This window comes from Methylobacterium thuringiense (assembly GCF_022179645.1).
In the GTDB taxonomy this organism is placed as follows: domain Bacteria; phylum Pseudomonadota; class Alphaproteobacteria; order Rhizobiales; family Beijerinckiaceae; genus Methylobacterium; species Methylobacterium thuringiense.
Genome location: NZ_BPRA01000008.1, coordinates 33,177 through 59,618, shown reverse-complemented (window position 1 = coordinate 59,618; position 26,442 = coordinate 33,177). Strand labels below are relative to the sequence as shown.

24 protein-coding genes and 1 riboswitch are annotated in these 26,442 nt (G+C 68.8%); of the genes, 6 read left to right on the top strand and 18 right to left on the bottom strand.

Annotation, left to right across the window (positions count from 1 at the left end; genetic code table 11):
- Positions 1-83: 83 nt before the first annotated feature.
- Positions 84-280, bottom strand: a riboswitch (cobalamin riboswitch).
- Between the two features lie 78 nt (positions 281-358).
- From MFF07_RS09120 to MFF07_RS09080, 9 genes are all read right to left on the bottom strand, one after another.
- Positions 359-1,264, bottom strand: coding sequence for an esterase/lipase family protein (locus MFF07_RS09120; protein ID WP_238231662.1), 906 nt, complete (start codon positions 1,262-1,264; stop codon positions 359-361).
- 123 nt (positions 1,265-1,387) lie between these two features.
- The gene (locus tag MFF07_RS09115) at positions 1,388-2,332 is read right to left on the bottom strand and encodes a ribose-phosphate pyrophosphokinase (protein WP_147817937.1); all 945 of its coding nucleotides are present in this window, start codon (positions 2,330-2,332) and stop codon (positions 1,388-1,390) included.
- Positions 2,333-2,484: 152 nt separating this feature from the next.
- Positions 2,485-2,712, bottom strand: coding sequence for a DUF4170 domain-containing protein (locus MFF07_RS09110; RefSeq protein WP_147817938.1), 228 nt, complete (start codon positions 2,710-2,712; stop codon positions 2,485-2,487).
- Between the two features lie 122 nt (positions 2,713-2,834).
- On the bottom strand, positions 2,835-3,047 hold the full coding sequence (locus tag MFF07_RS09105; RefSeq protein WP_147817939.1) for a TOBE domain-containing protein: 213 nt from the start codon (positions 3,045-3,047) through the stop codon (positions 2,835-2,837).
- 106 nt (positions 3,048-3,153) lie between these two features.
- A complete protein-coding gene (gene xseA, locus MFF07_RS09100) occupies positions 3,154-4,656 on the bottom strand; it encodes an exodeoxyribonuclease VII large subunit (RefSeq protein WP_238231660.1) in 1,503 nt (500 codons plus the stop codon).
- Between the two features lie 46 nt (positions 4,657-4,702).
- Complete coding sequence (locus MFF07_RS09095; protein ID WP_238231658.1) at positions 4,703-5,041, bottom strand: hypothetical protein; 339 nt, start codon at positions 5,039-5,041, stop codon at positions 4,703-4,705.
- A 203-nt stretch (positions 5,042-5,244) separates the two neighbouring features.
- Positions 5,245-6,015, bottom strand: a complete 771-nt coding sequence (locus tag MFF07_RS09090) for a helix-turn-helix domain-containing protein (RefSeq protein WP_147817550.1) — start codon at positions 6,013-6,015, stop codon at positions 5,245-5,247.
- 61 nt (positions 6,016-6,076) lie between these two features.
- The gene (locus MFF07_RS09085; protein ID WP_147817549.1) at positions 6,077-6,661 is read right to left on the bottom strand and encodes a class GN sortase; all 585 of its coding nucleotides are present in this window, start codon (positions 6,659-6,661) and stop codon (positions 6,077-6,079) included.
- Entirely contained in the window at positions 6,661-8,829 is a 2,169-nt protein-coding gene (locus MFF07_RS09080) for a marine proteobacterial sortase target protein (RefSeq protein ID WP_147817548.1), read from the bottom strand. Before MFF07_RS09080 ends, MFF07_RS09085 begins: the two co-directional genes overlap by 1 nt.
- A 351-nt stretch (positions 8,830-9,180) precedes the next feature.
- On the opposite strand from MFF07_RS09080, the gene uvrA reads away from it, so the two are divergent.
- The 3 genes from uvrA (at position 9,181) to MFF07_RS09065 (ending at position 14,603) form a co-directional block, all read left to right on the top strand.
- Entirely contained in the window at positions 9,181-12,264 is a 3,084-nt protein-coding gene (gene uvrA / locus MFF07_RS09075; RefSeq protein ID WP_147817547.1) for an excinuclease ABC subunit UvrA, read from the top strand.
- A 544-nt stretch (positions 12,265-12,808) separates the two neighbouring features.
- Positions 12,809-13,822 (top strand): transporter, encoded by a 1,014-nt coding sequence (locus MFF07_RS09070; RefSeq protein ID WP_147817546.1) that lies wholly within the window; start codon positions 12,809-12,811, stop codon positions 13,820-13,822.
- Between the two features lie 220 nt (positions 13,823-14,042).
- Positions 14,043-14,603: a fasciclin domain-containing protein gene (locus tag MFF07_RS09065; protein WP_147817545.1), complete on the top strand. Its 561-nt coding sequence runs from the start codon at positions 14,043-14,045 to the stop codon at positions 14,601-14,603.
- A gap of 215 nt (positions 14,604-14,818) precedes the next feature.
- Here the strand turns inward: MFF07_RS09065 and MFF07_RS09060 are convergent, their stop codons facing one another.
- Both MFF07_RS09060 and MFF07_RS09055 read right to left on the bottom strand, forming a co-directional pair.
- Entirely contained in the window at positions 14,819-15,529 is a 711-nt protein-coding gene (locus tag MFF07_RS09060) for an anti-sigma factor (protein WP_147817544.1), read from the bottom strand.
- Positions 15,526-16,077 (bottom strand): sigma-70 family RNA polymerase sigma factor, encoded by a 552-nt coding sequence (locus MFF07_RS09055; protein WP_147817543.1) that lies wholly within the window; start codon positions 16,075-16,077, stop codon positions 15,526-15,528. Before MFF07_RS09055 ends, MFF07_RS09060 begins: the two co-directional genes overlap by 4 nt.
- A gap of 245 nt (positions 16,078-16,322) precedes the next feature.
- Here MFF07_RS09055 and MFF07_RS09050 point away from each other — a divergent pair, with 245 nt between their 5' ends.
- Together MFF07_RS09050 and trmFO are read left to right on the top strand one after the other, a co-directional pair.
- Positions 16,323-17,297 (top strand): S1C family serine protease, encoded by a 975-nt coding sequence (locus tag MFF07_RS09050; protein ID WP_147817542.1) that lies wholly within the window; start codon positions 16,323-16,325, stop codon positions 17,295-17,297.
- A gap of 96 nt (positions 17,298-17,393) precedes the next feature.
- Complete coding sequence (trmFO, locus tag MFF07_RS09045; protein ID WP_147817541.1) at positions 17,394-18,818, top strand: methylenetetrahydrofolate--tRNA-(uracil(54)-C(5))-methyltransferase (FADH(2)-oxidizing) TrmFO; 1,425 nt, start codon at positions 17,394-17,396, stop codon at positions 18,816-18,818.
- Between the two features lie 12 nt (positions 18,819-18,830).
- On the opposite strand, the gene MFF07_RS09040 is transcribed toward trmFO, so the two are convergent.
- From MFF07_RS09040 to yajC, 7 genes are all read right to left on the bottom strand, one after another.
- Positions 18,831-19,436: a GNAT family N-acetyltransferase gene (locus tag MFF07_RS09040; protein ID WP_147817540.1), complete on the bottom strand. Its 606-nt coding sequence runs from the start codon at positions 19,434-19,436 to the stop codon at positions 18,831-18,833.
- Positions 19,437-19,558: 122 nt separating this feature from the next.
- Positions 19,559-21,295 carry an L-lactate permease gene (locus MFF07_RS09035; RefSeq protein WP_238231655.1) on the bottom strand — a complete coding sequence of 579 codons (1,737 nt, stop codon included), beginning with the start codon at positions 21,293-21,295 and terminating at the stop codon, positions 19,559-19,561.
- A 146-nt stretch (positions 21,296-21,441) separates the two neighbouring features.
- Positions 21,442-22,323 (bottom strand): phytoene/squalene synthase family protein, encoded by an 882-nt coding sequence (locus tag MFF07_RS09030; RefSeq protein WP_238231653.1) that lies wholly within the window; start codon positions 22,321-22,323, stop codon positions 21,442-21,444.
- Between the two features lie 10 nt (positions 22,324-22,333).
- Complete coding sequence (locus MFF07_RS09025; protein ID WP_147817537.1) at positions 22,334-22,729, bottom strand: Mth938-like domain-containing protein; 396 nt, start codon at positions 22,727-22,729, stop codon at positions 22,334-22,336.
- Between the two features lie 7 nt (positions 22,730-22,736).
- Positions 22,737-23,678: a protein translocase subunit SecF gene (gene secF / locus MFF07_RS09020; RefSeq protein WP_147817536.1), complete on the bottom strand. Its 942-nt coding sequence runs from the start codon at positions 23,676-23,678 to the stop codon at positions 22,737-22,739.
- A 127-nt stretch (positions 23,679-23,805) separates the two neighbouring features.
- The gene (gene secD / locus MFF07_RS09015; protein ID WP_147817535.1) at positions 23,806-25,407 is read right to left on the bottom strand and encodes a protein translocase subunit SecD; all 1,602 of its coding nucleotides are present in this window, start codon (positions 25,405-25,407) and stop codon (positions 23,806-23,808) included.
- Between the two features lie 67 nt (positions 25,408-25,474).
- Entirely contained in the window at positions 25,475-25,810 is a 336-nt protein-coding gene (gene yajC, locus MFF07_RS09010) for a preprotein translocase subunit YajC (RefSeq protein ID WP_147817553.1), read from the bottom strand.
- A gap of 405 nt (positions 25,811-26,215) precedes the next feature.
- Here yajC and MFF07_RS09005 point away from each other — a divergent pair, with 405 nt between their 5' ends.
- Complete coding sequence (locus tag MFF07_RS09005; RefSeq protein WP_147817534.1) at positions 26,216-26,428, top strand: hypothetical protein; 213 nt, start codon at positions 26,216-26,218, stop codon at positions 26,426-26,428.
- The last annotated feature ends 14 nt before the right edge of the window (positions 26,429-26,442 follow it).

Genomic DNA, 26,442 nt, shown 5'->3' with positions numbered 1-26,442 from the left:
GTCACCGCGAACGAGGCCTTTTCACACGGCGTGTCGCCCTATGATCCGGCATCCATCGAGGCACCCCGCCCCACGCATTTCGCGTGTGACCACGACTGACGGCAGGTCTCCTGGCTCGCGGGTCGCTGCCCCCTCATCGTCTTCCCAGGCCGGACGCCCAGTGACGTGTTGATGGAGGACTCGCCGCTTACAGTTGCGGGGGCAGCCGCGGCATCGGGGAAGACCCCCTCACCGCGTTCCCTTTTGATCCCTTGCGGGAACCGTCACGCTCAGCCTGTCGCAGCGGCATCCGGGTGCGTCAATGCGCGCCGGGCGGTTCGCGTGTGGATGTGGCCCGGCAGTGACGTCCCTGTGTCGCTCAGCCCACAGCCGCCGCGATCTCCGCCGCACACGCGCCCTCGGCGTCGTTCAGGAAGTCGTGGACGGCGTGCGAAAAAGCCGGCGTGCGCAGGTAGCCGTAGGATTTGTGCGGGTTCAGGTCGCCCTTCGGCCGGCGATAGGCGTTGACCACCGCGATGTCGTCGGCACGCACGCCCCGGTCGTTAGGCCCGTAGGCGTCGCCGATATCCTCGCCGACGGTGGCGAGGTCGGTGCGGTCCATGAGGTTCGACCAGCGGCGCACGCCCTCGGGCACCCGCAGCTCGCCGTGCTCTTCCTGCATCTTCAGGCGGACGTCGCTGAGCCCGAGGGGTGCACCGAGGGTGACGAAGTGCTCGACGCGCAGGGCGACGCCGTCGCGTTCGAGCATGCGCAGCACGTCGTAGGCGATGAGCGATCCCATGGAATGGGCGGCGAGCAGGATGCGCGAGCCGGCATGGCGCTCGACCACTTCCCGCAGGCGGTCCCGCGCCGCCTTGCGGAAATCCGCATCCTCCAGGTAGCCCCAGAGGTCGTCGAGGCGGTACTCGATCAGGGCGTCGTCGAACGGCGTCAGCCCGGTCTTGTCCTGGAGCCACTCGATCTTGCGGTAGAGCCAGTCGGTGACGCAGAGCTTCTTTTCATCGCCGGGCTCCTCCCGTGAGGTCGGGAACGGTCCGGTGCCCGCATCGGCGTAATAGGGTTCGAGGTTTCTGTCCTCGGCGAGCGGCGTGTCGTAGCGCAGGTCCGCCCAGTAGACGAATTCGAAGGGCAGGTCGGAGGGCTCGGCTCCGCAATTGCGCGTCAGGCCCTCGCCGATCGCGGCCTTCCACCAGCGCTGCTTCTCCTCCTTGGGCGGCTTGTTGGCCAAGCCGTGGAGACCGAGGATGATGTCGGAGCGCTGCATCGTCGGCGGTGTTCGGCTGTTCGGTTGGCGGGGCCGGCCTGCCTGGATGTAGCGCGTACAGCGCACCGGAACGCCCGGCCTACGGCGCGGCAAATACGCAAGGCGGATGGGCGCTGCCGGCCCTCAAGTGAACAGGCTCGACACGCTCGACTCGGTGGCCGTGCGCCCGATGGCCTCGCCGAGCAGCGGCGCGATCGAGACGACGCGGATGTTGCGGGCGAGCTTTACGGCCTGGGTCGGCTGAATCGAGTCGGTGATGACCAGCTCTTTCATCCGCGAGGCCGCGATGCGCGAGACCGCGCCGCCCGAGAGCACCCCGTGCGTGATGTAGGCCGAGACCTCCTTGGCGCCGGCATTGAGAAGCGCCTCGGCCGCGTTCACCAGGGTGCCGCCGGAATCGACGATGTCGTCGACGAGGATGCAGGAGCGGCCCTCGACGTCGCCGATGATGTTCATCACCTCCGACTCGCCGGCCCGCTCGCGGCGCTTGTCGACGATGGCGAGCGAGGCGTCGATGCGCTTGGCGAGCGCACGGGCGCGCACCACGCCGCCGACGTCGGGCGAGACCACCATGCGGTCGCCCGGCGCCAGACGCTCCTTGATGTCGCGCACCATCACGGGGGCAGCGAACAGGTTGTCCGTCGGAATATCGAAAAAGCCCTGGATCTGACCGGCATGGAGGTCGAGCGTCAGGACGCGGTCGGCGCCGGCCTCGGTGATCAGGTTGCAGACGAGCTTGGCCGAGATCGGCGTCCGGCCCGAGGTGCGCCGGTCCTGGCGGGCATAGCCGAAATACGGGATCACCGCGGTGATGCGGCGCGCGGAGGAGCGCCGCGCCGCATCGATCATGATGAGCAGTTCCATCAGGTGGTCGTTCGCCGGGAACGACGTCGACTGCACGATGAAGACGTCCTCGCCGCGGACGTTCTCCTGCAGCTCGACGAAGATCTCCATGTCGGCGAAGCGCCGCACCATGCAGGTCGCCAGCGGCAGTTCGAGATAGGCCGCAATCGCCTCGGCCAGCGGTCGGCTGGAATTGCCGGCGATGATCTTGATCGAGGATTTCATGCCAAGCGTCTCTCGTCGCGGGAGCCGCCCGGAGGGCGAGGCGCGGGTCGGCGGCGCTGATACCAGCGCGCCACGGGCGTCACAATGCCTTCATCCGCATCGGTCGTGCCGCCTACGGATCGCTGCACAGGGTTCGCCCGACGCATGGTGAATCAGGGCTCCAGCAGACGATGCAGATGCACGATGAAGTAGCGCGTCAACGCGCTGTCCACCGTGGATTGTGCTTTCGACCGCCATGCGCTCTGGGCCGAGGCAAAATCCGGAAAGATCCCGACGATGTCGAGGCCCTTCACGTCGCTGAACTTCACACCCTCCAGGCTCTCCAGTTCACCGCCGAAGACGAGGTGGAGCTTTTGGGAACTGTCGATCGTGGTGGTCACACGCGTCTCCTGCCGCAGCGGGTCCTGTCCCGCCGCCGGAGGCAGGAGCCGTGCCGCGGTTCGCAAAGGCGGCCCGAGGCGTCAACCCGGCCGCGGCGCGGGAGGGGAATGCGAGGCGCGTTCTACGGCTTCACCAGCAGCACGTTCACCGCCTTGGCGATGACGTGGACGGTGTCGCCGTCCTTGAGGTCGAGTTCGTCGAGAGAGTCGAGGGTCATCACCGAGGTGATGCGATAGTCGGTGCCGACGAGCTTCGCCTCGACCTGCGCCATCACCGAGCCGCGCTTGATCGCGACCACTTCGGCGGGGATGTCGTTGCGCGCGCCGTGCTTCATGGGACCGTCCTCGTCGGCCGGCCCGGTGCCGGTGCGAGCGGATAGGTGTGGCGCGTGCCGTATCCGGCAAGGCGCGCCCGGCTTTCTGGTAAGCTGAGGACGCGTTTCAGAACAATGAGCCCTGGCGCGCCGCCGGCCGCTTCGGCTCGCGGGTCTTGCCGCCGCGAGCCGAGCGCTTGGCGTGGCCCTCCCCGTCCGCTGTATCGGATTCGGGGATCGCGACGACGGCGCCGTCCGCGAATTGGAGGTGCAGCCGCGCCGCCATTCCCGCGATGGTGGCCGAGCGCAGCGGTGCGCCGTCCTCGTCGCGCACCAGCACGTAGCCGCGGGCCAGGACCCCGCGATAGCTCAGCGCGCCGAGGAGGCCGCCCAGCGCTTCGAGGCGGTCGCGGCGGCGCTCGATGGCGTAGCGCAGGGCCGTGCGGGGCCGTTCGCCGATTCGGGCGAGACGGCCGCGGGCATCGGCTAGGGCGACGGCCGGCGAACGGCGGGCAAGGCGGTCGCTCAGGCGGGTCAGCCGCTCACGGTGGTCGCGGGCATTGGCGGCAAGAGCTGGGGCGAGCCGGGCTTCGGCGAGGTCGAGGCGCTGGCGCTTGGCCGCGAGGAAGGCGTCGGGGTCCGGCATCGCCCGCACCAGGGCGCGCAGGTCCATGCGCTCGCGCTCGAGCCGGCGCAGGATGGTGGCCTGCTGACGGCCGCCGAGATCGCGGACCTCGTCGAGCAGGTCGGCGCGCACCGGCACCGCCATCTCGGCCGCGCCCGTCGGCGTCGGCGCGCGGCGGTCGGAGACGAAGTCGATCAGCGTGGTGTCGGTCTCGTGCCCCACCGCCGAGATCAGCGGAATCGTACTCTCCGAGGCGGCGCGCACCACGGCCTCCTCGTTGAAGGCCCAGAGGTCTTCGATCGAGCCGCCGCCGCGGGCGACGATCAGCACGTCGGGCCTTGGGATCTTTCCGCCGGGCGCGAGGGCGTTGAAGCCGCGGATGGCCGCCGCGATCTCCCCCGCCGCGCCCTCCCCCTGCACCCGCACCGGCCAGACCAGCACGGGTCGCGGGAAGCGGTCCTGCAGGCGGTGCAGGATGTCGCGGATGACCGCGCCGGTCGGCGAGGTCACCACGCCGATGACGCGCGGCAGGTAGGGGATCGGCCGCTTGCGCTCGGGGGCGAACAGGCCTTCGGCGGCCAGCAGCTTCTTGCGCTCCTCCAGCAGCGCCATCCAGGCGCCGATGCCGGCCGGCTCCATCGAGTCGACCACGATCTGGTACGAGGATTTCCCGGCAAAGGTCGTGATCTTGCCGGTGACGAGGACTTCGAGCCCCTCTTTCGGCTTCTGCCGCAGGCGGCCGAGCACGCCCTTCCAGACGACGGCGTCGATCTTGGCCGTGCCGTCCTTCAGCGAGAAGTAGGCGTGGCCGGAGCCGTGCGGCCCGCGATAGCCCGAGATCTCGCCGCGTAACCGGACATGACCGAAAGCGTCCTCGAGCGTCCGCTTCAGAGCGGATGCGAGATCGCCTACCGACCATTCGGGGGCGTTGCCAACGAGATGCGAGGACGGCGGCGTGTCCGTGCCGAGCGGAGGCGTCGCTTGTGGAGGGGGAACGAGAGGCATGCCGAGACGCTAAGGCGAAGCCGCGGCAATCGCAATTTCGGTACGGCTAGAACAGCCCGGCAAATGCCAACACGGCCGTCAAGGTTGGAACGACCGCGATGCCGACGGCCCAGTGCCAGGCATGAGCGCCGCGGGGACGGCGGTTGTCGTTGGCGGCATGGGGAGCGCTGCGACGGGCCACGATGTAGTGCGAAAGACGCACCTTTTCCGGCTGCGGGACAGCGTCCTGGGGCGGGACATGGATGCGGCAGATCGGCATGGCTCCAGACAACGCCGATGCGGGCATCGCCGTTCCGCTCGCACGCAGAGATCGTGGGGTCATGATGCCGCCGGCCTGAGGCACGGTGCGGTCGAAACGTTTTGCGGGGGCGGCGAGGTCGCGCATGACGTCTTCCTCAATGACCGAGAGCGACTGCGAGCGTCGGCCAGCTCAGTGCGAGGCCGGCGACGGCGAGGCTGGCGGCGAAGACGAAACGGTGCATGGTCGATGGCTCCCTGCGGCTCACCGATGACGCGCATGGGGCGGCCGGGTTCCCTCCCCTCTCGACGTCCATGCGAAGGCTGGCGGCCCGACAGACGCACCCGAACTCACGCCGGGCAGGTGAAGAACATTGCGTAGGCATCGTCGCTGACGCGGGCTAGCGCCTCGCGGCAGGCGGCGAAGCCCGGATGGCCGGGCGCGATCCGGCCGTAGGCGTCGGCTCCGGCCGGGACGCCGCGTTCCGGGATCAGCGCCAGCGGGCAGGCCGCCGGGGTCAGGTGCGAGCCGCGGCCGGAATGCAGGGTCGTCAGGATGCCGTACATCTCGCCCCGGATCGTCGGGCGGCAGAGCATGGCGATGCGGTGCTGGCCCTGCCAGTTGGTGACGAGATAGATCTGGCCCGACAGGTTCGGCACCGAGACGAAGCCTGACTGTGCGAACGGCGCATCGAGCCGCTCGGCCTCGCGGAAGGCGAGCCGGCCGCTCTCCGGCTCCCAGGCGATCTCGGTGCGGTAGGCGAAGATCGCATCCGCCGCACCGAAGGACGGTCGCAGGGTAAGGTAGCGGCCCTCCAGCCAGGACACGCCTTCGCGGGAATAGGCGCCCAGCTCTTCCGGCGCATGACGCACCGTGTCCGAGGATTTTTCGTGTGGCGCGGCACCGCGCAGGCCGACGCCGAGCGCCTCTTCGAGCCGGATCGTGGTGGCCAGGGTGAAGGGGCGGCGGCCCGACAGCGCTTTCTCCAGGGTCGAGATGCTGATCCGCGCCTCGTCGGCCAGCATCTGCCGCGAGATTCGCCGTCGCGCCAGCGCCTCGCGCACGGCCTGGGCGATGGCCCGGCTCTGCGCCTCGGGCAGTTCGGTCTCCGCTGCTGACATGCGCCCCTTCCGGTCGGTGCGCACAGATCCGCACGAAACCGGACAGGATGGCAAGGCCGGCTCAGCTGCCGATGTCGCTGTCGGCCTCCACGATGAGGCGTAACGAGCCATGAGTGACCGCGTCGAGGGGCCAGCAGGTGGACAGCACCAGCCGTCGCCCTGGCGCCTCAGGATCGATCCCGGACGAATCCCACGCAGCGACCCTGCTGCCGGTTACGCGAAACGTCGCGGTTCGCCCGTCGGCTCGGGTGACGGCGATCGGGTCGCCGGGCTTGAGCCGGCCGAGGACGGCGAACTGCGTGTCGCGGTGCGCGGCGTAGACCGCCGTGCCGGGCTCGCCGGCCTGTGGGGTGCCCTCGACATGGCCGGGGCCGAAGGCGAGGGCCTGTCCGCTGCTGCCGGCGAGCGCGATGAAGCTACTGCCGTCGAGGGTGAGACGGGCGACCGGGACCGTGTCGGCCCAGGGCCAGGGGCGGATCGGCCGCCTGGTCGCCAGGGTCTCGGCGAATGCGCGTTCCAGCAGCACCTGCGCCAGGGCCGCCTTGGCCGGAATCCAGGCCGCTTGGGCCGTAAGGCCGAGGCCGGCCATGACGAGGAGGACGGCCGCAGCCGCCCTTCCCCTCGCTCGGATGCCGAGACCGCGCATCACGCGAACCGGCGGGCGCGGGCGACGAGCAGGCCGAGGCCGAGCAGCGTCAGCCCGAGCCAGAGCCGGATCTCGAAATCCGTCGCGGTCTGCGGCAGGCTGACCTGACGGATCGGCGCGGCCGCTTCGGCCCGGCGCTGGACCGGCGGCTTGGCGACCCCCTCCGGGCGCTCGCCGGCCGGCCCGAACACCGTCTCGAAGTCCCAGCCCGCGGGCAGGTTCAGCGGCAGTTCGGTCGCGGCGAGACGGGCCCCTGCCGGACGGCGCGGGGTGGCGTCGATGGCCACCAGGCTGGTGAGGCGCGTCATCAGCTTGTGCGCCAGGGCGAGCTTCAGGATCGCCGAATCCGCGGTGTCGGGCGTGAGCTTGCCAGTGATGCGCGCGGTCTCGGCGTCGCCGATCTTGGCGCGCGCCCAGGCCTTCGAGATGCCGGCGCCCTCGGGCGCAGTCGCGAGATCGAGACTCTGCCGCCAAGGCGTGTCGCCGATGCGTCCGCTGAGGGTCAGCGTGCCGCCGGCCTTGGCGAGTTTTGCCGAGAGCATCAGCGGCTCGCCGCGGTAGAGGTCGGGCAGCAGGTCGGGCGTCACGTCGGCGCCGTGCTCGGAAAAGGTCGCGACGAGGTCGGTGACGACCGGGCTTTCGAGCTTGGCGAACAGCGCGCGGGTGCGCTCGGCGACCTGATCGATGGTGCCGATGTTGGTGTAGCTGCCGCGCCCGAGTTCGGCGGCATGGGTCATCAGGTGGCCGTTCGGGGCCGAGCCGATGCCGACCATGAACAGCCGCGAGCGGCCACGCCCGGCGCTGATCGCAGAGAAGATCTGGTTCTCGTTGCCGATGGCGCCGTCGGTGAGGAAGACGATCTGGCGGACGCGGGTCCTCTCCTCCGGGGTCGGATCGGCGAGCGCAGCCTTGAGCGGGGCCAGCATCTCGGTGCCGCCGCTGGCCTCGATCCCCGCGACGAAGGCTTTTGCTTGCGCGAGGTGGCTCTCGTCGGCCGGCATCGCGCCGGCAAAAAGGCTCTGCATGGTATTGTCGAAGCGGATGACATCGAAACGGTCGCCCGCGTCGAGGCGATCCAAGGCCGCCAGAAGGCTGGCCTTGGCCTGCCGCATCGAGGCGCCGGCCATCGAGCCGGAATTGTCGATGACGAAGGTCACGTCGCGCGGGCGGCGGGGGCCGGGCTGGCCGACGGGCGGGGTCACGCTGGCGAGAACGTAGTCGTCCGCGCCGATATGCTCGCGGAACAGGCCGATGGCGGGCGTCTCGCTGGGGGCCGGCCGCCAGGTCAGCTCGAAATCGCTGTCGGCCGGGACGGGGCCGTCATCGAGGCTGATCCGGCGGGCATCCGGCCCGGTCTCCTCGATGCGGACCTTGTGGGTGTCGCTGCGCATCGCCCCGAGGGCGAAGCCCGCCTTGAGGGTGACGTGCAGCGTCACCGGATTGGTGGGAGCGTGCTTCGCGGGATCGAGCACGGGCGGGCCGATGCGGGCGCGGTCGGGCACCGGATCGCTGCCTGCTGCAGCCGAGCCTTCGCCGACGAGGTTCACGATCGGCGGCGCCGGGTTGTAGCGGGGCGCGACGACGAGGGGCACGCGGAGCGCGTAGGTGTCCCCCGAGTGGCGGATCGTCTGCTGGTATTCGATGCGCACCAGCACGGTCTCGCCGGGGCCGATATTGGCCACCGCGTTGGTGAAGACGTTGGGGCGCTCCTGCTCGGTGAGCGCCGCGGTCTTGCCCTCGCTCTTCGCTGCCTCGTAGTCGCGCCGGGCCTGGGCGCGCTCGCGGATGTCGGCGACGATGATGCGGTCGCCGACCACGAGCTTCATGGCATCGACCGCCGCATCCTCCGGCAGCGGATAGACGTAGGTGCCCTCGACCCATTCCGTGGTGGTGTTGCGGAAGGCCTGGGTGACGACGGCTCGCGCGGTCGGCCCGCTGACTTCAACGGTCACGTCGGTCATCAGGCGCGGCGCCTCGACCGGGGCGGCATCGGACGGTCCGCGCAGGACGAGTTCGCCGCTGCCGGGCGCGACCGGCGCGGCACGGGCCGTGCCGGGGCCGGCGAAGAGGGCGAGGAGGCCGATGAGCACTGGCGCGAACCGGGTTGCCCGCGGACGGGCTCCGATCGCGAGGGAGGGACTTTTGATGAGGAAAGGACTTGGGATCATGACGCATCTCCGGGTCGTCCGGCGTCGGGGCCGGTCGATCCGAAGGGTCTCGCAGGGCGCCCTGCCCCGCCACGGGCAAGGTCACGCTTGTTCGGCAGCCACCCGCACCGGCGCGGTCGGCGAAGGCGGATTCGTGCGGAGCGCGTGCGTGCCGGTGCGGTCGCATATGGGCGAAGGACGGATTGCCGCCGCATGGCCGAACCGCCATGGCCGGCGGTGTACTCTTTTCGTTCCAGGCGCTAGGGAAACGCCGAACGGTCTTGTCCAGTCCCGGCGGGACACGACATGGGTTTCGCGCGGCGTTTCGAGCGTCCGCATGCCGTCACGACCTCTCGCGAGACTGAGCCCTGCATGGCCAGAGCCACACAAGCCGCCAAGCCAGCCAAGACGTCGGCGCCCAAATCCGCCGGCAAGGCTGTGGCCAAGCCTGCGGGTAAAGCTTTGGCGAAGGCACCGTCGAAGCCGGTCGAGAAGTCCGATACCGAGCTCGACAGGTTCTTCGATCAGGCCGGCCCGGCCGCCCGCGATACCCGCGTCATCTCCGTGCGCGGCGCGCGGGAGCACAATCTCAAGAACGTCGACCTGACGATTCCGCGCGACCGTCTCGTGGTGTTCACGGGGCTCTCGGGTTCGGGCAAGTCGTCGCTCGCCTTCGACACGATCTACGCCGAGGGCCAGCGCCGCTACGTCGAGTCGCTCTCGGCCTATGCCCGCCAGTTCCTCGAGATGATGTCGAAGCCCGACGTCGACCAGATCGACGGGCTCTCTCCGGCGATCTCCATCGAACAGAAGACCACCTCGAAGAACCCGCGTTCGACGGTCGGTACCGTCACCGAGATCTACGACTACATGCGCCTGCTCTGGGCGCGCGTCGGCATCCCCTACTCGCCGGCCACCGGCCTGCCGATCGAGAGCCAGACCGTCAGCCAGATGGTCGACCGGGTGCTGGAGCTGCCGGAGAAGACCCGGCTCTACCTGCTCGCCCCCGTCGTGCGAGGCCGGAAAGGCGAGTACCGGAAAGAGATCGCCGAGTACCAGAAGAAGGGCTTCCAGCGCCTGCGCATCGACGGCGAGTACTACCCGATCGACGACGCGCCGAAGCTCGACAAGAAGCTCAAGCACGACATCGACGTTGTGGTCGACCGCATCGTGGTGCGCGACGACATCAAGGCGCGTCTGGCCGATTCCTTCGAGACGGCCCTCGAACTCGCCGACGGTATCGCGGACATCGAATTCGCGGAGACCGCCGAAGGCGAAACCCCCAAGAAAATAACGTTCTCGTCGCGGTTCGCTTGCCCCGTCTCGGGCTTCACCATCCCCGAGATCGAGCCCCGGCTCTTCTCCTTCAACAACCCGTTCGGAGCCTGCCCGACCTGCGGCGGCATCGGACACGAGATGCGGATCGATCCGGAACTCGTGATCTCCGACGAGGGGCTGACCCTGAAGCGCGGCGCGGTCGCGCCCTGGGCGAAGTCGACCTCGCCCTATTACGAGCAGACGCTCGAGGCGCTGGCCAAGCACTTCGAGTTCAAGACGACCGTGCCCTGGGCCGCGCTGCCGACGGAGGCGCGGATCGCGATCCTCTACGGCACGGCCAAGGAATCGGTGCGCTTCGCCTATAACGACGGGCTGCGCTCCTACTCGGTCAACAAGCCCTTCGAGGGCGTCATCCCGAACCTGGAGCGGCGCTATAAGGAGACCGAGAGCGACGCGTCCCGCGAGGAGATCGGCCGCTACATGAGCGCCACGCCCTGCGAGGCCTGCGACGGCAAGCGGCTGAAGCCGGAGGCGCTCGCGGTCAAGATCGACATGCAGGACATCGGTCAGGTCACCGGGCTTTCGGTGCGCGAGGCGCACCGCTGGTTCTCCGAGATCTCCGAGAAGCTGACGGCCAAGCAGAACGAGATCGCCGTCCGCATCCTCAAGGAGATCCGCGACCGGCTGACCTTCCTGGTCGATGTCGGGCTGGAATACCTGACTTTGGCGCGAGGCTCCGGCTCGCTGTCCGGCGGCGAGAGCCAGCGCATCAGGCTCGCGAGCCAGATCGGCTCGGGCCTGACTGGTGTGCTCTACGTGCTCGACGAGCCCTCGATCGGCCTGCACCAGCGCGACAACGAACGGCTGCTCGGGACGCTGAAGCGGCTGCGCGACCTCGGCAACTCGGTGATCGTCGTCGAGCATGACGAGGACGCGATCCTGCAGGCGGACTACGTGGTCGATGTCGGCCCCGGCGCCGGCATCCATGGTGGCCAGATCATCGCGCAGGGCACGCCCGCCGAGGTCCTGAAGAACCCGGCGTCGCTCACGGCGAAATACCTGACCGGCGAGATGTCGGTTCGTACGCCGACGGCGCGGCGCACGGCGAAGAAGGGCGCGCTCAAGCTCTTCGGCGCGCGCGGCAACAATCTGAAGGACGTCGACGTCGCGATTCCACTCGGCACCTTCACCTGCATCACCGGCGTCTCCGGCGGCGGCAAGTCCACCCTCGTCATCGACACCCTGTACAAGGCCGTCGCGAAGAAGCTGAACGGGGCGCTTGAACACCCGACGCCGTTCGACCGCCTCGAAGGCCTCGAGCATCTCGACAAGGTCATCGACATCGACCAGTCGCCGATCGGACGCACACCGCGCTCGAACCCGGCCACCTATACCGGCGCCTTCACGCCGATCCGCGACTGGTTCGCCGGGCTGCCCGAGGCCAAGGCGCGCGGTTACCAGCCGGGGCGCTTCTCCTTCAACGTGAAGGGCGGGCGCTGCGAGGCCTGCTCGGGCGACGGCGTCATCAAGATCGAGATGCACTTCCTGCCGGACGTCTACGTCACCTGCGACGTCTGCAAGGGCAAGCGCTACGACCGCGAGACGCTGGAGGTGAAGTATCGCGGCCGCTCCATCGCCGACGTGCTCGACATGACGGTCGAAGAAGCCGCCGAGCTGTTCAAGGCCGTCCCGACCATTCGCGAAAAGATGGAGACGCTGAAGCGCGTCGGACTCGACTACGTCCATGTCGGCCAGCAGGCGACGACGCTGTCCGGCGGCGAGGCGCAGCGGGTGAAGCTCTCGAAGGAGCTGTCGAAGCGGGCCACCGGCCGCACGCTCTACATCCTCGACGAGCCCACCACCGGCCTGCACTTCCACGACGTGGCGAAGCTCATGGAAGTGCTCCACGAGCTGGTCGACCAGGGCAACACTGTGGTGGTGATCGAGCACAACCTCGAGGTCATCAAGACCGCCGACTGGGTGATCGACATGGGTCCCGAGGGTGGCGACGGCGGCGGCATGGTCGTCGCCGAGGGCACGCCGGAGCAGATCGCGAAATCGACTGCGAGTCACACCGGGCGATTCCTGCGCGATGTTCTGGCGCGGCGGCCTGCGACGGCTCGGCCGGTGCCCGCTGGCGATGCCGCGACCCCGAAACGGCGTCAGGCTGCCGAATAGTTCGATGCGCCGGCGCGATTCGACTGGAGTCGGTCGCGGCAGCCGAACCGATTCTGCGGGTACAGCCTCGCGAGAGCCGGTCGCGTTGCCCCGATTCTCGGTTTCGTGGCCATGGCCACGTGTCCGGCCGAGCGGGCGCCCGATCCGCGGAAACGGCAGCTTGCGCAACCGTCCCTCCCTCGATGCCGGTTGCACCCGTATCGGTGTCTTACGGCAAAGCTTTGATCCCGATGCGCTATTTTGCCGAGCGCAGGCCTCCGAGGCGTCTGTTGCGCTGCAGTAAAGCTGCCAAAACGCTCTGTTGCCCCGCGGCAAAAATGCGGCTTTTGGGCAACGGTGGATCTGCAACTGCCCAGCGGAACGGCAAAGCTCTGTCCTTCCGGATCGGAGTGTAGAATAGTTCCCATCGTTGAGACATGAGGTGAGGCCGTAAGGGGGCGCTTGAGGCGACGGAACAGAACCCGCGAAGCAAAGCGAGGTACTGACCAAGTCGTGTTCAAGGCTACGGGGCGGACGCCTGAAATCCTTGGGAAGGAATGAGAAAATGATGAAGAACTGGCTTGCTGCAGGAGCCCTCGCGCTCACCGCCGGACTGACCGCTACCGCCGCCCAGGCCCAGACCACCACCGTTCCCGGTGAGCAGGTCGGTCTCGCCACCGGTGCGCCGCTCCCCGAGGGCGTCTACGCCCTGAACACCTTCGTCTACCGTTCGCCCGACGCGCCGGTCGTGAACAGCCCGGTCGACGTCGCCGTCAACGTGCCGGTCCTCGTCTGGGCCACCCCGTTCGTTCCGCTCGGCGGCCGCATCGAGCTCCTCGTCGCTCCCCCGACCGTCTTCGCCTTCGGCCGTAACGGCGGCCCGACCGGCATCAAGGATCTCTCGATCAGCGTCGGCACCTTCGTCGGCGGCATCTGGGCCTTCGATCTCGGCGGCAACTTCGGCGTGTCGGTCCTCGGCGGTGTCTACCTCAACGACCTGAACGGCGATCGCGGCGTCCTCGTCCAGAACAACGGCGCCTTCGTCGGCGCTCCGGTGCTCTCGCAGCTCGCTTCCAACACCTACCGCGCCGGCATCGCTGCTTCGTACACCGGCGATGGCTACAACCTCACCGCCAACCTGACCGGCAACTTCTACGACTCGCCCGGCCGCTTTGACGGAGCGAACGTCGCCGGCTTCGGCAACACCCGCGGTCCGTTCGTGATCTCGGACTCGCTGAACCTCGACCTGACCGCCACGAAGAAGTTCGACCTCTTCAACGAAGGCAAGCCCAAGTTCGAGTTCGGCGCCATCGGCTACGGCACCGTCAACGTCGGCAACGCCGCCAGCATCGTCGGTCGCCAGGGTCGCTTCGCCCTCGGTGGTCTCGTTGGCTACGACTTCGGCCTCTTCACCGCCCAGGCCTACGTCGCTCGCGACGTCGTGACCCAGGCCCGCTTCGTCGATGCCACCGGCCGCAGCCGCGACATCGAGAACACCGAAGGCTGGGTCCGCATCATCGTCCCGCTGTACAGCCCGGCTCCGGCTCCGGCCCCGGCCCCGATCGTCCGCAAGTATTGATCCGAACCGGGACGCCCCCTGGGCGTCCCGACTCGGCAACGAGGACAAGCCGTTCGATCCCTCGGGGTCGGACGGCTTTTCTTTGCGCGCAGTCCGGCCCCGGTGGTGCGGCGAAGACTATTTTCTCGGACGCGATGGGATCGCGCGAAACTTTAGGCCTCCTGCGCCCGTAACGACGCCTGAACCCCGGACAACCGGGCGTCGAACAGGAGGACTACCCATGATCCGTGCACCCCAGCGCATCGCCGCCATCGCACTCTCGCTCGCCCTCGGCGCTGCCATGCCCGTCGCCGCCTTCGCCAAGAACCCGATGGTCGGCGGCGCGCCGATGTACGCCTCGAAGACCATCGTCGAGAACGCGGTGAACTCGAAGGATCACACCACGCTCGTCGCCGCCGTGAAGGCCGCCGGCCTCGTCGACACGCTGTCCGGCCCCGGCCCGTTCACGGTGTTCGCACCGACCAACGCCGCCTTCGCCAAGCTGCCGGCCGGCACCGTCGAGACCCTGGTGAAGCCCGAGAACAAGGCCACCCTCACTGCGATCCTGACCTATCACGTCGTTCCCGGCACCCTGACCGCCAAGGACCTGGCGGCGGTGGCCAAGGAAGGCGGCGGACAGGGCACGATCAAGACCGTGCAGGGCGAGCCGCTCACCGTGCAGACCAAGGGCAAGAAGGTCTTCGTGACCGACGCCAAGGGCAACACCGCCACCGTCACCATCGCCAACGTGATGCAGTCGAACGGCGTCATCCACGTCATCAACGGCGTCCTGCAGCCCTGATCCGAACCGGATCGCAGCACGACGAAAACCGCCCCGGCTCGCGAGAGCCGGGGTTTCCTTTTGCGGATTTGGTCGGATGCCTGGGAACTCGTCCCAGGACGGCTAAAGCGACGGCGAACCCTGATACCAGGGCGCAGCACAAGCGCCGCGAAGCTTCGCTGCTACAGGCGCCCGTGAAGGGGCTTCGCAACAGGTCCGACCGCTCGGCGAAGAAATCAGTCGCGGATCAACTTGCCGGTATAGACGACCTGCCCGGTCGGCTGGCCGGTGGGGGAGCCACCCTGCGGCTCGACCGAAACCGCGATGAGGCCGTCGCTGCCGGCGCCGGCCGGGAGCGCGATCCGGCTCGCGCCCGTGCCGACGAGGCCGAGCGTCTTCGGGGTCTTGTCCGCGCCGATGAACCAGAGCTCGAGGCTGCGGCCGTCCGGCGCCTTCGCGGCCACCGGGCGCACCTGCGCCGTGCCGGTGCTCGTGTCGACGCTGACGATCAGCGCCGGCAGGTCGCCGGCACTGGTGACGACGGCGACGTAGCGGCCGGCGGAATCGGGCGCCGGCATGCGCGGCCCCACCGCGACGAACAGAGCGAGCCCGGCCGCGATCAGCCCGGCGCCGGCCGAGGCCAAGCGCCAGCGCCGGACCTGGCCCGACAACGCGGCGATGCGGTTGTCGTTGGCCGGCCTTGCGATCGCCGACGGTCCCGGCAAGGCCTGGACGATCGCGCCCCAGAGGCGCGGCGGCGGGTTCTCCTCCGGGACGGCGAGGCTCAGCGGCGCGAGCCGGCGCTCCCAGTCTCGCACGTAGGCCTCTGTGACCGGGTCCGTCCGGATCTCGGCTTCCACCACCGCGCGCTCATCGGCGGGCAGGGTGCCGATCACGTACTCGGCAGCACGAAAGTCGCGGTCGGTATCGAACGGGCCGGCGCTCATCGGGCGCCCTCCAGGCAGCCCTTGAGGGAGGCGAGCGTGCGATGCAGCCAGGTCTTGATGGTGTTGACCGGCTTGTCGTGGCGGCGCGCCAACTCCTCGCGCGACCAGCCCTCGCAATAGGCCAGCATCACGCACTCGGCCTGGGTCGCGTCGAGGCGGCCGAGGCAGACCCGCAATGCGTCGCGGTCGAGCAGCGCCCCTTCGCTGGAGCGAGGGTCGGCCAGCCGCTCCAACCAATCCTCGCCGTCCTCGTGCACGGGACCCTGTACCTCACTCTTGCGCCGGACACCGTCGATCGCGCGGTTGCGTGCGATGGCACAGAGCCACGGCAGCGGCCGTCCGTTCTCCGGGGCATAGGAGCCTGCCGCCTGCCAGACCTTCAGGTAGACGTCCTGAAGCACGTCCTCGGCTAAGCTCCTGTCGCGTTGGATACGGAGGACGATGCCGAATAGTTTCGGAGCGGTGAGATCATACAGCGCCCGGAGTGCGGATTGGTCCCCGGCGGCAATCTCGCGCAGGAGCCGCTGCAATGTCGGATCGTCACGCAAGGGTCTTCACCTGTTCGTCGCGTGACATGGCGTGTGCCGGATCCTGCCCTGCCGTTCGCTAAGCGGAACGTTGGAAACATCTTTACCCGAGACCGCGGCAGCGCGCCACGGGGCGACGGTGCGAACGAACCGGGACGGTTCGGCGACCGGATCGTGACGGGGCGGGTGTCGGAACCGGCCTCCCGACCCTATTCTCTCTAAGCTATCTGCCGACCTCACCGGAGGGAGGCCCAGGTCCGTTCCCCATGGCCGTCCGCGGCGCTTCCAGGATTCCCGCCTCCGTGCAGCCCAAGCCCGCCGATTACAGCTACGACCTCGACCGGGCCCTCGCCTCGGTCGTGTCCCTGTCGAGCCGCATACCGTCCGAGGCCTTCACGGCCGAGACGCTCGGCACCGAGCGGGCCGGCAACGGTGTGGTCATCGGCGAAGACGGGCTGGTGCTCACCGTCGGCTACCTGATCACGGAGGCTGAATCCGTCTGGCTCACCACCCATGACGGCCGCTCGCTGCCGGCGCATGTCGTCGGCTACGATGCGGCCACCGGTTTCGGTCTGGTGCAGGCCCTCGGCCGGCTCGACCTGCCGGCCCTCAAGATCGGTCATTCGGAGGCGCTGAAGGTCGGCGACAAGGCCGTGGTCGCCGGTGCGGGCGGACGCGGGCACAGCGTCGCGGTCGAACTCGTCGCGCGCCAGGAATTCGCCGGCTACTGGGAATACCTGCTGGACGAGGCGCTGTTCACGTCGCCTGCCCATCCGCATTGGGGCGGCACGGCGCTGATCGGCCCGGACGGCGACCTCCTCGGCATCGGGTCGCTGCAGTTGCAGCAGGGCGGCTCGGGCAAGGCGCAGGCGATCAACATGGTCGTGCCGATCGACCTGTTGCCGCCGATTCTCGACGAGCTGCGCCTGCAGGGGCGCACCAGCGGACCGCCCCGGCCCTGGCTCGGCCTCTACGCTACCGAGACCGAGGACGGCGTCGTGGTGATGGGGCTGGCCGACGACGGCCCGGCCCAGGCCGCGGACCTTCGCCCCGGCGACATCCTCTCGGCCGTGGCCGGTGAGCCCGTCGCCGACCTTGCCGGTTTCCTGCGGCAGGTCTGGGCGCTCGGCGAGGCGGGAGCGCGCGTGCCGCTGAGCGTGCGGCGGGACGGCACCGACATCGCGCTCTCCGTGATGTCGGGCGACCGCGAGCGCTACCTCGTGCGGCCCAAGCTGCACTGATTTCTTTGCGGTTTTGAAGGGACATTGCGGGCGTCCGTGCGGCCGACCGAACCGCGAGGCGTTGATCCTCCGGGGCGCGATCCGCTATTCCGGCGCATGACCGGATCGAACCCCATTCATATCATCGGCGGCGGCCTCGCAGGCTCCGAAGCCGCTTGGCAGATCGCCGAGGTCGGCCACCGCGCCGTGCTGCACGAAATGCGGCCCGTGCGCCGCACCGATGCGCATCATTCGCAGGATCTGGCCGAGCTCGTCTGCTCGAATTCCTTCCGCTCCGACGACGCCAACGGCAACGCCGTCGGCCTGCTGCACCAAGAGATGCGCAGCCTCGGTTCGCTGATCCTGCGGGCGGCCGACGCGCATCAGGTGCCGGCCGGCGGTGCGCTCGCCGTCGACCGCGACGGCTTCGCCGCCGCCGTCACCGCCGCGCTCGAAGCGCACCCCAACGTCACGGTCTGTCGCGAAGAGATCGACGGCCTGCCGCCGGCCGATTGGGATCAGGTGATCGTCGCCACCGGTCCCCTCACCTCTCCGGCGCTGGCCGAGGCCATCGCCGGGCTGACCGGCGCGGAATCCCTCGCCTTCTTCGACGCCATCGCGCCGATCGTGCATCGCGACTCGATCGACATGGGCAAGGCGTGGTTCCAGTCGCGCTACGACAAGGCCGGGCCGGGCGGCACCGGGGCCGACTACCTCAACTGCCCGATGGACCGGGAGCAGTACGACGCCTTCATCCAGGCGCTGATCGCCGGCGAGAAGACCAGCTTCAAGGAGTGGGAGGCCTCGACCCCCTATTTCGACGGTTGCCTGCCGATCGAGGTCATGGCCGAGCGCGGACCCGAGACCCTGCGCCACGGCCCGATGAAGCCGGTGGGGCTGACCAACCCGCACGATCCGACGGTGAAGGCCTGCGCCATCGTCCAGCTGCGCCAGGACAACGCACTCGGCACGCTGTTCAACATGGTGGGCTTCCAGACGAAGCTGAAGCATGCCGAGCAGGTGCGCGTCTTCCGCACGATTCCGGGCTTGGAGAACGCCGAGTTCGCCCGCCTCGGCGGGCTCCACCGCAACACCTATCTCGACAGCCCGCGCCTCCTCGACGCGACTCTGCGCCTGAAGGCCGAGCCGCGCCTGCGCTTCGCCGGGCAGATCACCGGCTGCGAGGGCTATGTCGAGAGCGCTGCGATCGGCCTGATGGCCGGGCGCTATGCCGTGGCCGAGCGCGAGGGCCGTACGTTGGCGCCGCTGCCGCAGACCACGGCGCTCGGCTCCCTCATCGCCCACATCACCGGGGGGCACCTTGCGGCCGAGGAAGAAGCCGGCAAGCCGCGGTCGTTCCAGCCGATGAACGTGAATTTCGGGCTGTTCACGCCGCTCGACCGGATACCGCGCAACGAGACCGGCAAGCGCCTGCGCGGACCGGAGAAGGCGGCGCTGAAGAAGCGCGCGCTGACCGATCGGGCGCGGGCGGATCTGGCGGCTTGGATGTCGGGGGAGGTTTTGCCGAGCGCTGCGGAGTAATCGCGACGGTGGTTATCGCGCTCGTGCGCCGTCCGGTCTTGCGGTGCCGCCCGATCCGGCCGAATGGCCCTGCGGCGCATCCCTCACGTCCCACACCATGAGCTTGCGGCCCGGCCGCTGGCCGCCGTCGCCGGTGGGGCGGAAGCCGAGGCCGTGCAGCATGTTCCAGGAGGCGACGTTCTCCGGCCGGCATTCGGCGACGACCGCGCGGCGGGGATAGGCCCCGGCCAGCGCCCGCACCACGGCGCCGACGCCCTCCGCGCCGTAGCCGCGACCGCGGGCCGACCCGCCGATCCAGTAGCCGATCTCGATCGCCTCCAGCGCCCGCAGATGCGCGCCGACGATGCCGACCAGGCTGCGGTCCTCGCGCTCGTGCAGGCCGAGGAAGACGTCGCGGCCGGTGTCGGCCGCGCGGATCAGCCCGCGGGCATCCTCGATCCCGACGCGTTCGGGCAGGAAGTCGACCGCGCCGGTGATCGCCGGATCGTCGGTCAGGCGGCGGACCTCCTCGGCCATGTCCGCGTGCAGCGGTGCGATGCGCAGGCGATCGGTGTCGATCGCCGGCAGGGCGAGGCGTTCCCAGCGGGTGCCGCGCCTGATGCGAGTGAGAATGCCCATGGTCTCGAGATGGGGGCGCCGGAGCGCGGGGAAAGGGACGGGCGCGAGGCCCGATGATGGGACAGACGAAAAGGCCGCCCCGGATCATCCGGGACGGCCTGCGTTTCCGCCATGGCAGCCGGTCAGTGCGCCGGAGCCGCCATGGTCGGCGGGTGGATCACCATCTCGGTGAACGGATAGACATAGGCCTGGAGCATCACGAGGCAGCCGACGAGGCAGGCCAGGGCGATCGAGTGCCAGAACACGAAGCGCAGGATCTTGCCCTCCTGGCCGAAATAGCCGGTGGCGGTCGAGGCGACGACGATCGACTGGGCGTCGATCATCTTGCCCATTACGCCGCCGGACGAGTTCGCCGAGGCCATCAGGATCCCTGAGAGCCCGAGCTGTTCCGAGGTGATCCGCTGCAAGCCGCCGAAAAGCACGTTCGAGGCCGTGTCCGACCCGGTCAGCGCGACGCCGAGCCAGCCGAGCAGCGTGCCGAAGAACGGGTAGAGGATGCCGGTTCCGGCGAAGGCAAGTCCGAGCGTGGCGTCGACGCCGGCGTAGCGGGTGAGCACGCCCAGCGCGAGCATCGCTGCGATGGTGATGAGCGAATAGCGCAGCACCCAGATCGTCTCGACGTAGGCGGTGACCAGGCGCTTGGGCGAGAAGCGCATGATGAAGCCGGAGAGGATCGCGGCGATGAGCACGCCGGTGCCCGTGTAGGACATGTAGCTGAACTTGAAGATGGCCGGTTCCGCCTTCGGCGCGGCTTCGACGGGCGGAACCTTCATGATCATCTTGTGAAGGCCGGGCACTTCGTAGTTCCAGATGAAGATCGGATCGACGATGTCCTTGAAGAACTTCGTGCCCCAGATCGCCACGACCACCGAGAGGATGATCCACGGCACCCAGCTCCAGGCGATCTCGCTGGAGGTCGCGGTGCGCTCGGGCGCGGTGGAACGAGGAAACTCGCCGGGGGTGCCGGCGGCGGCCGCGCGGCCGCCGTTGACGTAGCCGACGGAAGGGTCGTTGCCGCGGAGCGCCGGGGAGGTCCAGATCTCGGCGGGCTGCCAGACCTTCAGGAACAGCACCAGCGCCGCCATCGAGACGAGCGAGGCGCCGATGTCGACGATCCAGGGGTTCACGTAGTTCGAGATCAGGAACTGCGCGGTGGCGAAGGAGGCGCCGCAGACCAGGATCGGCGGCCAGATCCTGATCATGCCGCGGAAGCCCGCGAACACCCAGATCAGCCAGAACGGTACGATCAGCGAGAAGAACGGCAGCTGCCGGCCGATCATCGCGCCGAGCACGTAGGGGTCGTAGTTGGTGACCGAGGCGAGGCCCTGGATCGGAGCGCCGAGGGCGCCGTAGGCCACCGGTGCGGTGTTGGCGATGAGCGACAGTCCCGAGGCCGCGAGCGGCGAGAAGCCGAGGCCGATCAGGATCGCGCCCGTCACCGCCACCGGGGTGCCGAACCCGCCCGCGCCCTCGAAGAAGGCGCCGAAAGCGAAGGCCACCAGCAGGAGCTGGATACGCCGGTCGGCCGTGATGCCGGCCACCGATTGTTGGAGGACGCCGAACCAGCCCTTCTCCACCGTCAGCCGGTAGAGGAAGATCACGTTGAGGATGATCCAGCCGATCGGGAAGAAGCCGGTGACCATGCCGAGCACGGCGGCGCGCCAGGCGAGATCGCCGGGCATGCCGAACAGGAACACCGCCACGGCAAGCGCCAGCAGCAGCGAGAGCACGGCCGCGATATGCGCCTTGACCTTGCCGCTGGCGATCATGCCGAGCAGCGCGATCACCGGCAGCGAGGCGGCCAGCGTCGAAAGCCACGCATTCCCGAAGGGATCGTAGACCTGATTCCAGGTTTGCATGGGGCCGTGCTCCTCCGACGGCGCGGTCTTGTAGCCGGCCTGGGAGTATCGCTAGCAGAGCGCGGGAAGCCGCTCAACGACGCTTAATGATGTATTCAGAGGGTGTTGCGCCTGCGCGTCGCGTCGCCGGGCGAAGCGCCTCGGCGTCACCCTCTCTTGGCCGCCCGCCAAAGCCGCCAGAGCCTGCGCCAGCGCGGCATCTCGATCGTCGTGTTGAGCGGGTCGTAACTCGCCCGCTCCATGGCCGAGAGATAACCCTCGACGAGGGCGACCGGCAGGAAGGCCGGCCGGGCGGCGGGCGCGATGGTGGCGCGGGCCGATTCGCAGGCCTTGAGGTGGCGGCGGGCGAGCGCGCGCAGTTCGGCGCAGGCCCGCACGAGCCCGGGGCCGCCGCGGCCCGATACGATGTCCTCGCGGGTGACGCCGTTCTCGCGCAGCAGGTCCGCCGGCAGGTAGACCTGTCCGTTGCGGGCGTGCCAGGGCAGCGCCCGCAGCAGCCCGGTGACGCCGTAGGCGACGCCGGCATGGCCTGCGGCGGCCGCGCCTCCCGGCTCGGCGCCGTCGGCGAGGACGAGGCCGCCGAGGCGGATCAGGGCGGAGGCGGTCTCGCCGCAATAGCCTTCGAGATCGTTCACCCGGGGCATCGGGTCGTCGTAGAGATCGAACACCCGCGCATCGATCAGGTCGACGAAGGGCTGCCGGCCGAGCCGGCGCTTGACGATGGCGTCGTCGAGGGCGGCCGCGACGGGATTGGCCTTCACGTCCCCCCTCGCCTCGCCCTGGAGGGCGTCGCGCCACCATTGCAGGCGGATCTCGCCGGCCATGGGGTTCGACGCCGCGTCGCGCACGCGAGCGACGGTGAGGCTGAAAGCGCCGAGGGCGAAGAGATGGGGCCGGAAGGCGGCGGGTGCGAACAAGGTGGCGAAGTAGCGGTCGGGGTCACCCTCGCGGACCAGCTGCTCGCAATGACGGAAGGCGAAGGCGAGACCTTCGTCGGGGACGGCGACGCTGGTCTCGGTTTTGGTCACGCGGTCCTCGTCATGCGACCGCAATCAACGCGGCGGCGACCTTGCGGTTCTCGGCCAGCAGAATGTTGTAGGTCCGCGCGGCGGCGCCCGTCTGCATCACGTCGAGGCCGATGCCGCTGTCCTTGAGGCGGCGGCGGAGCGCCTCCGGTAGCGGCACGATGTCGAGCCCGGTGCCGACGAGCAGGAGTTCGATGCGCTCGCTCTCGGCGATCACCGGCCGGAGCCCGGCGAGATCGATGCCTGTCGCCTCCGTCGCGGCCCAGGCCCGGATTCCGGAGGGCAGCATCAGCACCGAACCGCGATGCGACATGTCGGCGAAGCGGAAGCCGCCGTTGCCGTAGGCGTCGATGCCGTAGCGGCCGGGAACGAAACCCGATGGAATCGTATCGTGCTGGCGCCCGTCCATGCCGCTCCTACTCGGCGGCCTGCGGTAGGCCGCTCTCGCGCTGGGCGGATTTCACGCCCGACAGCATCAGGCCGATATAGATCAGCGCGGGCGTCGAGACGAAGATCGCGGAATAGGTGCAGATCACTACGCCCGCCAGCATCACGGTCGCGAAGCCATGGATCGCCTCGCCGCCGAACAGCACCAGCGAGAGCAACGCCAGCGAGGATGAGATCGAGGTCATCACGGTGCGCGACATGGTCGAGTTGATCGAGAGGTTCAGCAACTCGACGGTCGGGATCGTCTTGTAGCGGCGCATCAGCTCGCGGGTCCGGTCGAACACCACGACGGTCTCGTTCAGCGAGTAGCCGACGATGGTCAGGATCGCCGCGATCGAGGTCATGTTGAACTCGATGCGGGTGATGATGAAGATGCCCACCGTCAGCACGATGTCGTGCAGGGTGCCGACGATGGCGCCGAGCGCCAGCTCGCGCTCGAACCGGAACCAGAGGTAGAGCAGCACCGCGACGACGGAGAGGACGACGCCGATCGTGCCCGATTGCACCAGCTCGCCCGAGACGCGGGGGCCGACGGTCTCGGTTCGGCGGAAATCGTAACCCGCGTCGAAGGCGGCGTGCGCCTTCTGCATCACGGCGGTCTGACCCTGCTCGCCGGCCTGGAGCGGGAGCCGTACGAGCACGTTGCCCTGCCCGCTGAGCTCCTGAACCTCGGCCTCGCCGAAGCCGAAGCCGTTGGCGGTGTGACGGATCTCGGCGACGTTCGCCTCGCCGGATTTGGCCTGCAGCTCGACGAGCGTGCCGCCCTTGAAATCGATGCCGAAGTTCAGGCCGACCGTGAGGAACAGCACGACGGTCGCGATCGACAGCACGGCCGAGAGCGGAAAGGTCAGCCGGCGGAATCGCATGAAGTCGAAATGCGATTCATCGGGCCAGAGTCGGAGCAGGCGCATGGTCTGTCTCGGTGCAGCGTGCGTGTCGGGACGGCGCGCCGTCCCGTGGATTCTTTGCGACTTCAGCGGGCCTTCCGGAAGGGCGATGCCTTCGGAACGGCCGGGTCTTCCAGAACGGCAAGGTCTTCTAGAACGGCAAGGTTTTGGGCCGCGCGTATTTGTACCACAGCGCGATCATCATCCGGGTGAGCGTCACCGCCGTGATCACGGTTGTGAGGATGCCGAGGATGAACACGACCGCAAAACCCTTCACCGGGCCGGAGCCCATGAAGAACAGGATCAGCGCGGCGATCGCCATGGTGGAGTTCGAATCGATGATGGTGGCGAAGGCCTTGTCGAAGCCGGCCTGCAGGGCCGAGACGAGCGAACGCCCGGCCCGCTGCTCTTCGCGCATGCGCTCGTAGATCAGCACGTTCGAATCGACCGCTGTCCCAATGGTGAGCACGATGCCGGCGATGCCGGGCAGCGTCATCGTCGCCTCCAGCACCGACATCAGGCCGAGGATCAGGCCGACGTGGACGGCGAGCGCGATGTTCGCGAAGAAGCCGAAGGTGCCGTAGGTCGCGAACATGAAGATCACGACGAAGATCGCGGCGAACAGCGTGGCGTGCTTGCCGGCCTCGATCGAGTCCTTGCCGAGGCCGGGGCCGACGACGCGGCGCTCGACCACGGTGAACTTCGCGGGCAGCGCGCCGGCGCGCAGAAGTACGGAGAGGTCGTTCGCCTGCTGTACGGTGAAGTTGCCGGTGATCTGGCCCGAGCCGCCGGTGATCGCGGTGCGGATCACGGGTGCCGAGACCACCTCGTTGTCGAGCACGATCGCCATGCGGCGGCCGACATTCTCCGAGGTGGCCTGACCGAAGCGCTGGGCGCCGCGCAAGTTGAACTTGAAGCTCACCATCGGCTCGTGCGTCTGGGTGTCGAAGGCGGGCTGCGCGTCGGTCAGCTCGCCGCCATCGGCCATGACGCGGCGCTCGACGGGGACCTTGGCGCCCTTCTCGTCCTTGGACGGCAGCATGTCGACGTCGCCCGAAGGGCTGTCCGCCAGCATGCGGAATTCGAGCTTGGCAGTGGACCCGAGGAGCTTTTCGAGGCGCTCCGGGTTCTGCTCGCCTGGGACCTGCACCAGGATGCGGTCGGCGCCCTGCTGCTGGATCGAGGGTTCGAGCGTGCCCGTCGAGTCGAGGCGGCGGCGGATGACCTCGATGCCCTGGCTCACGGCCCGGCGGGTGCGATCGATGATGCCGGCATCGGTGAAGGTAAGCGAGATCAGGCCGTCGGGCTGCTCGTTCACGTCGAGGGTGCCGGTGCCGGCCGAGGCGATGCTCTGGATCGGCTGCGAGAGCTCGCGCAGCTTCGGCATGATCTTGGCGCGGCCGGCCGCGTCGGCGATGCGGACCTGGACGCCGCGCTTCAGCGTCTGGATGCCGCCGTCGGCGCGGACCTGCTCCTGCTGCAGCGCCCGGCGCACGTCGTCGCGCAGGCCCTTCACCATCGAGCCGGTCAGCTCGTTCTGGTCGACCTCCAGCAGCAGCTGCGAGCCGCCCTGCAGGTCGAGGCCGAGTACGATCGCGCGCTGGGGGATGATCCAGTGCGGCACGAAGCTCGGCAGCGCGGCCATGAAGCCCTTGCGCTGCTCGGGGGAGAAGAAGCTCGGGATCGCGAGGCTGAGCCCCACGAGGATGACGGCGAGCGTCCCGATGATCTTGGACTTCGAAAAGCGCAGCATCCGCCGGTTCCGACTCTTCTTCTTGTCAGGGATGAAGGGCTCGAGACCCCCCTCCCGCCGCGCCGCCTCAGGCTGCCTTGACCGGGGCGCCCTTGACCCGGACCTCGGAGATCATGGTGCGCACGATCTTCACGCGGACGTTCGGGGCGATCTCGACTTCGACCTCCGCGGCGTCGTCGGTCACCTTGGTGACGCGGCCGACGAGTCCGCCCGTGGTGACGATGGTGTCCTCGCGGCGCAGGGCCTTCACCATGGACTGGTGATCCTTGAGCCGGCGCTGCTGCGGCCGCAGGATCAGGAAGTACATGATCACGAAGATCAGGGCGAAGGGCACCAGCTGCAGGGCGATCTCGCTGCCGCTGGAGGCGGCGCCGGCTCCTTGCGCGAAGGCGGGGGTGATCAGCACGGAAACTCCTGATGGTGCGACGGCCCGCACCGCGGCGTATCCGGGTGATGGATTGGGTTCGGGCCTGTCGAAAAGCGCGCGGACTATAGCCACGGGCGACCCGAAAGCAACGGCGCCGATCGCGGTTGCGTCGCCGCCGCGACGGCGATGGCCCGAGATCGGCCGCTCCACTCTATTGCCGCACTGCAGCAAGACTGCCCGAAAGAACGCCATGCTCAAAGCGTGGGCTTCGGAGAAACCTTAAGGTTACGTTCATGGAAAGGACCAGCATAGTATTCTCCCGGTCTCGACGATGCCCATGTCGGGCCGCAATGATGCCCAACCCTCGTCGCGGTCACTGGCGACATCTGCACGCGAAGGCCGATCAACGGCCCGGACAACACGGGACAGGACCCAGGAACGATGTACGCCTCCAATCGGAGCCAGGATGCCGTCGGCCAGTCGGGCTCGCGCGGTACGGACGACAGCCGGGGCCGCGAGAGCTTTCGCCCCGTAGCGCTGCCCGCTTTGGCCGCCGCCGTCCACATCGGCAGCGCCGCCGCCCAGGCCGTCCGCGCCAAGGTCGCGGCCCAGCGCACGTCGCGGATCGTCTACGAGGACGAGCCGTTCATTTGAGCGCTGCCCTTGGC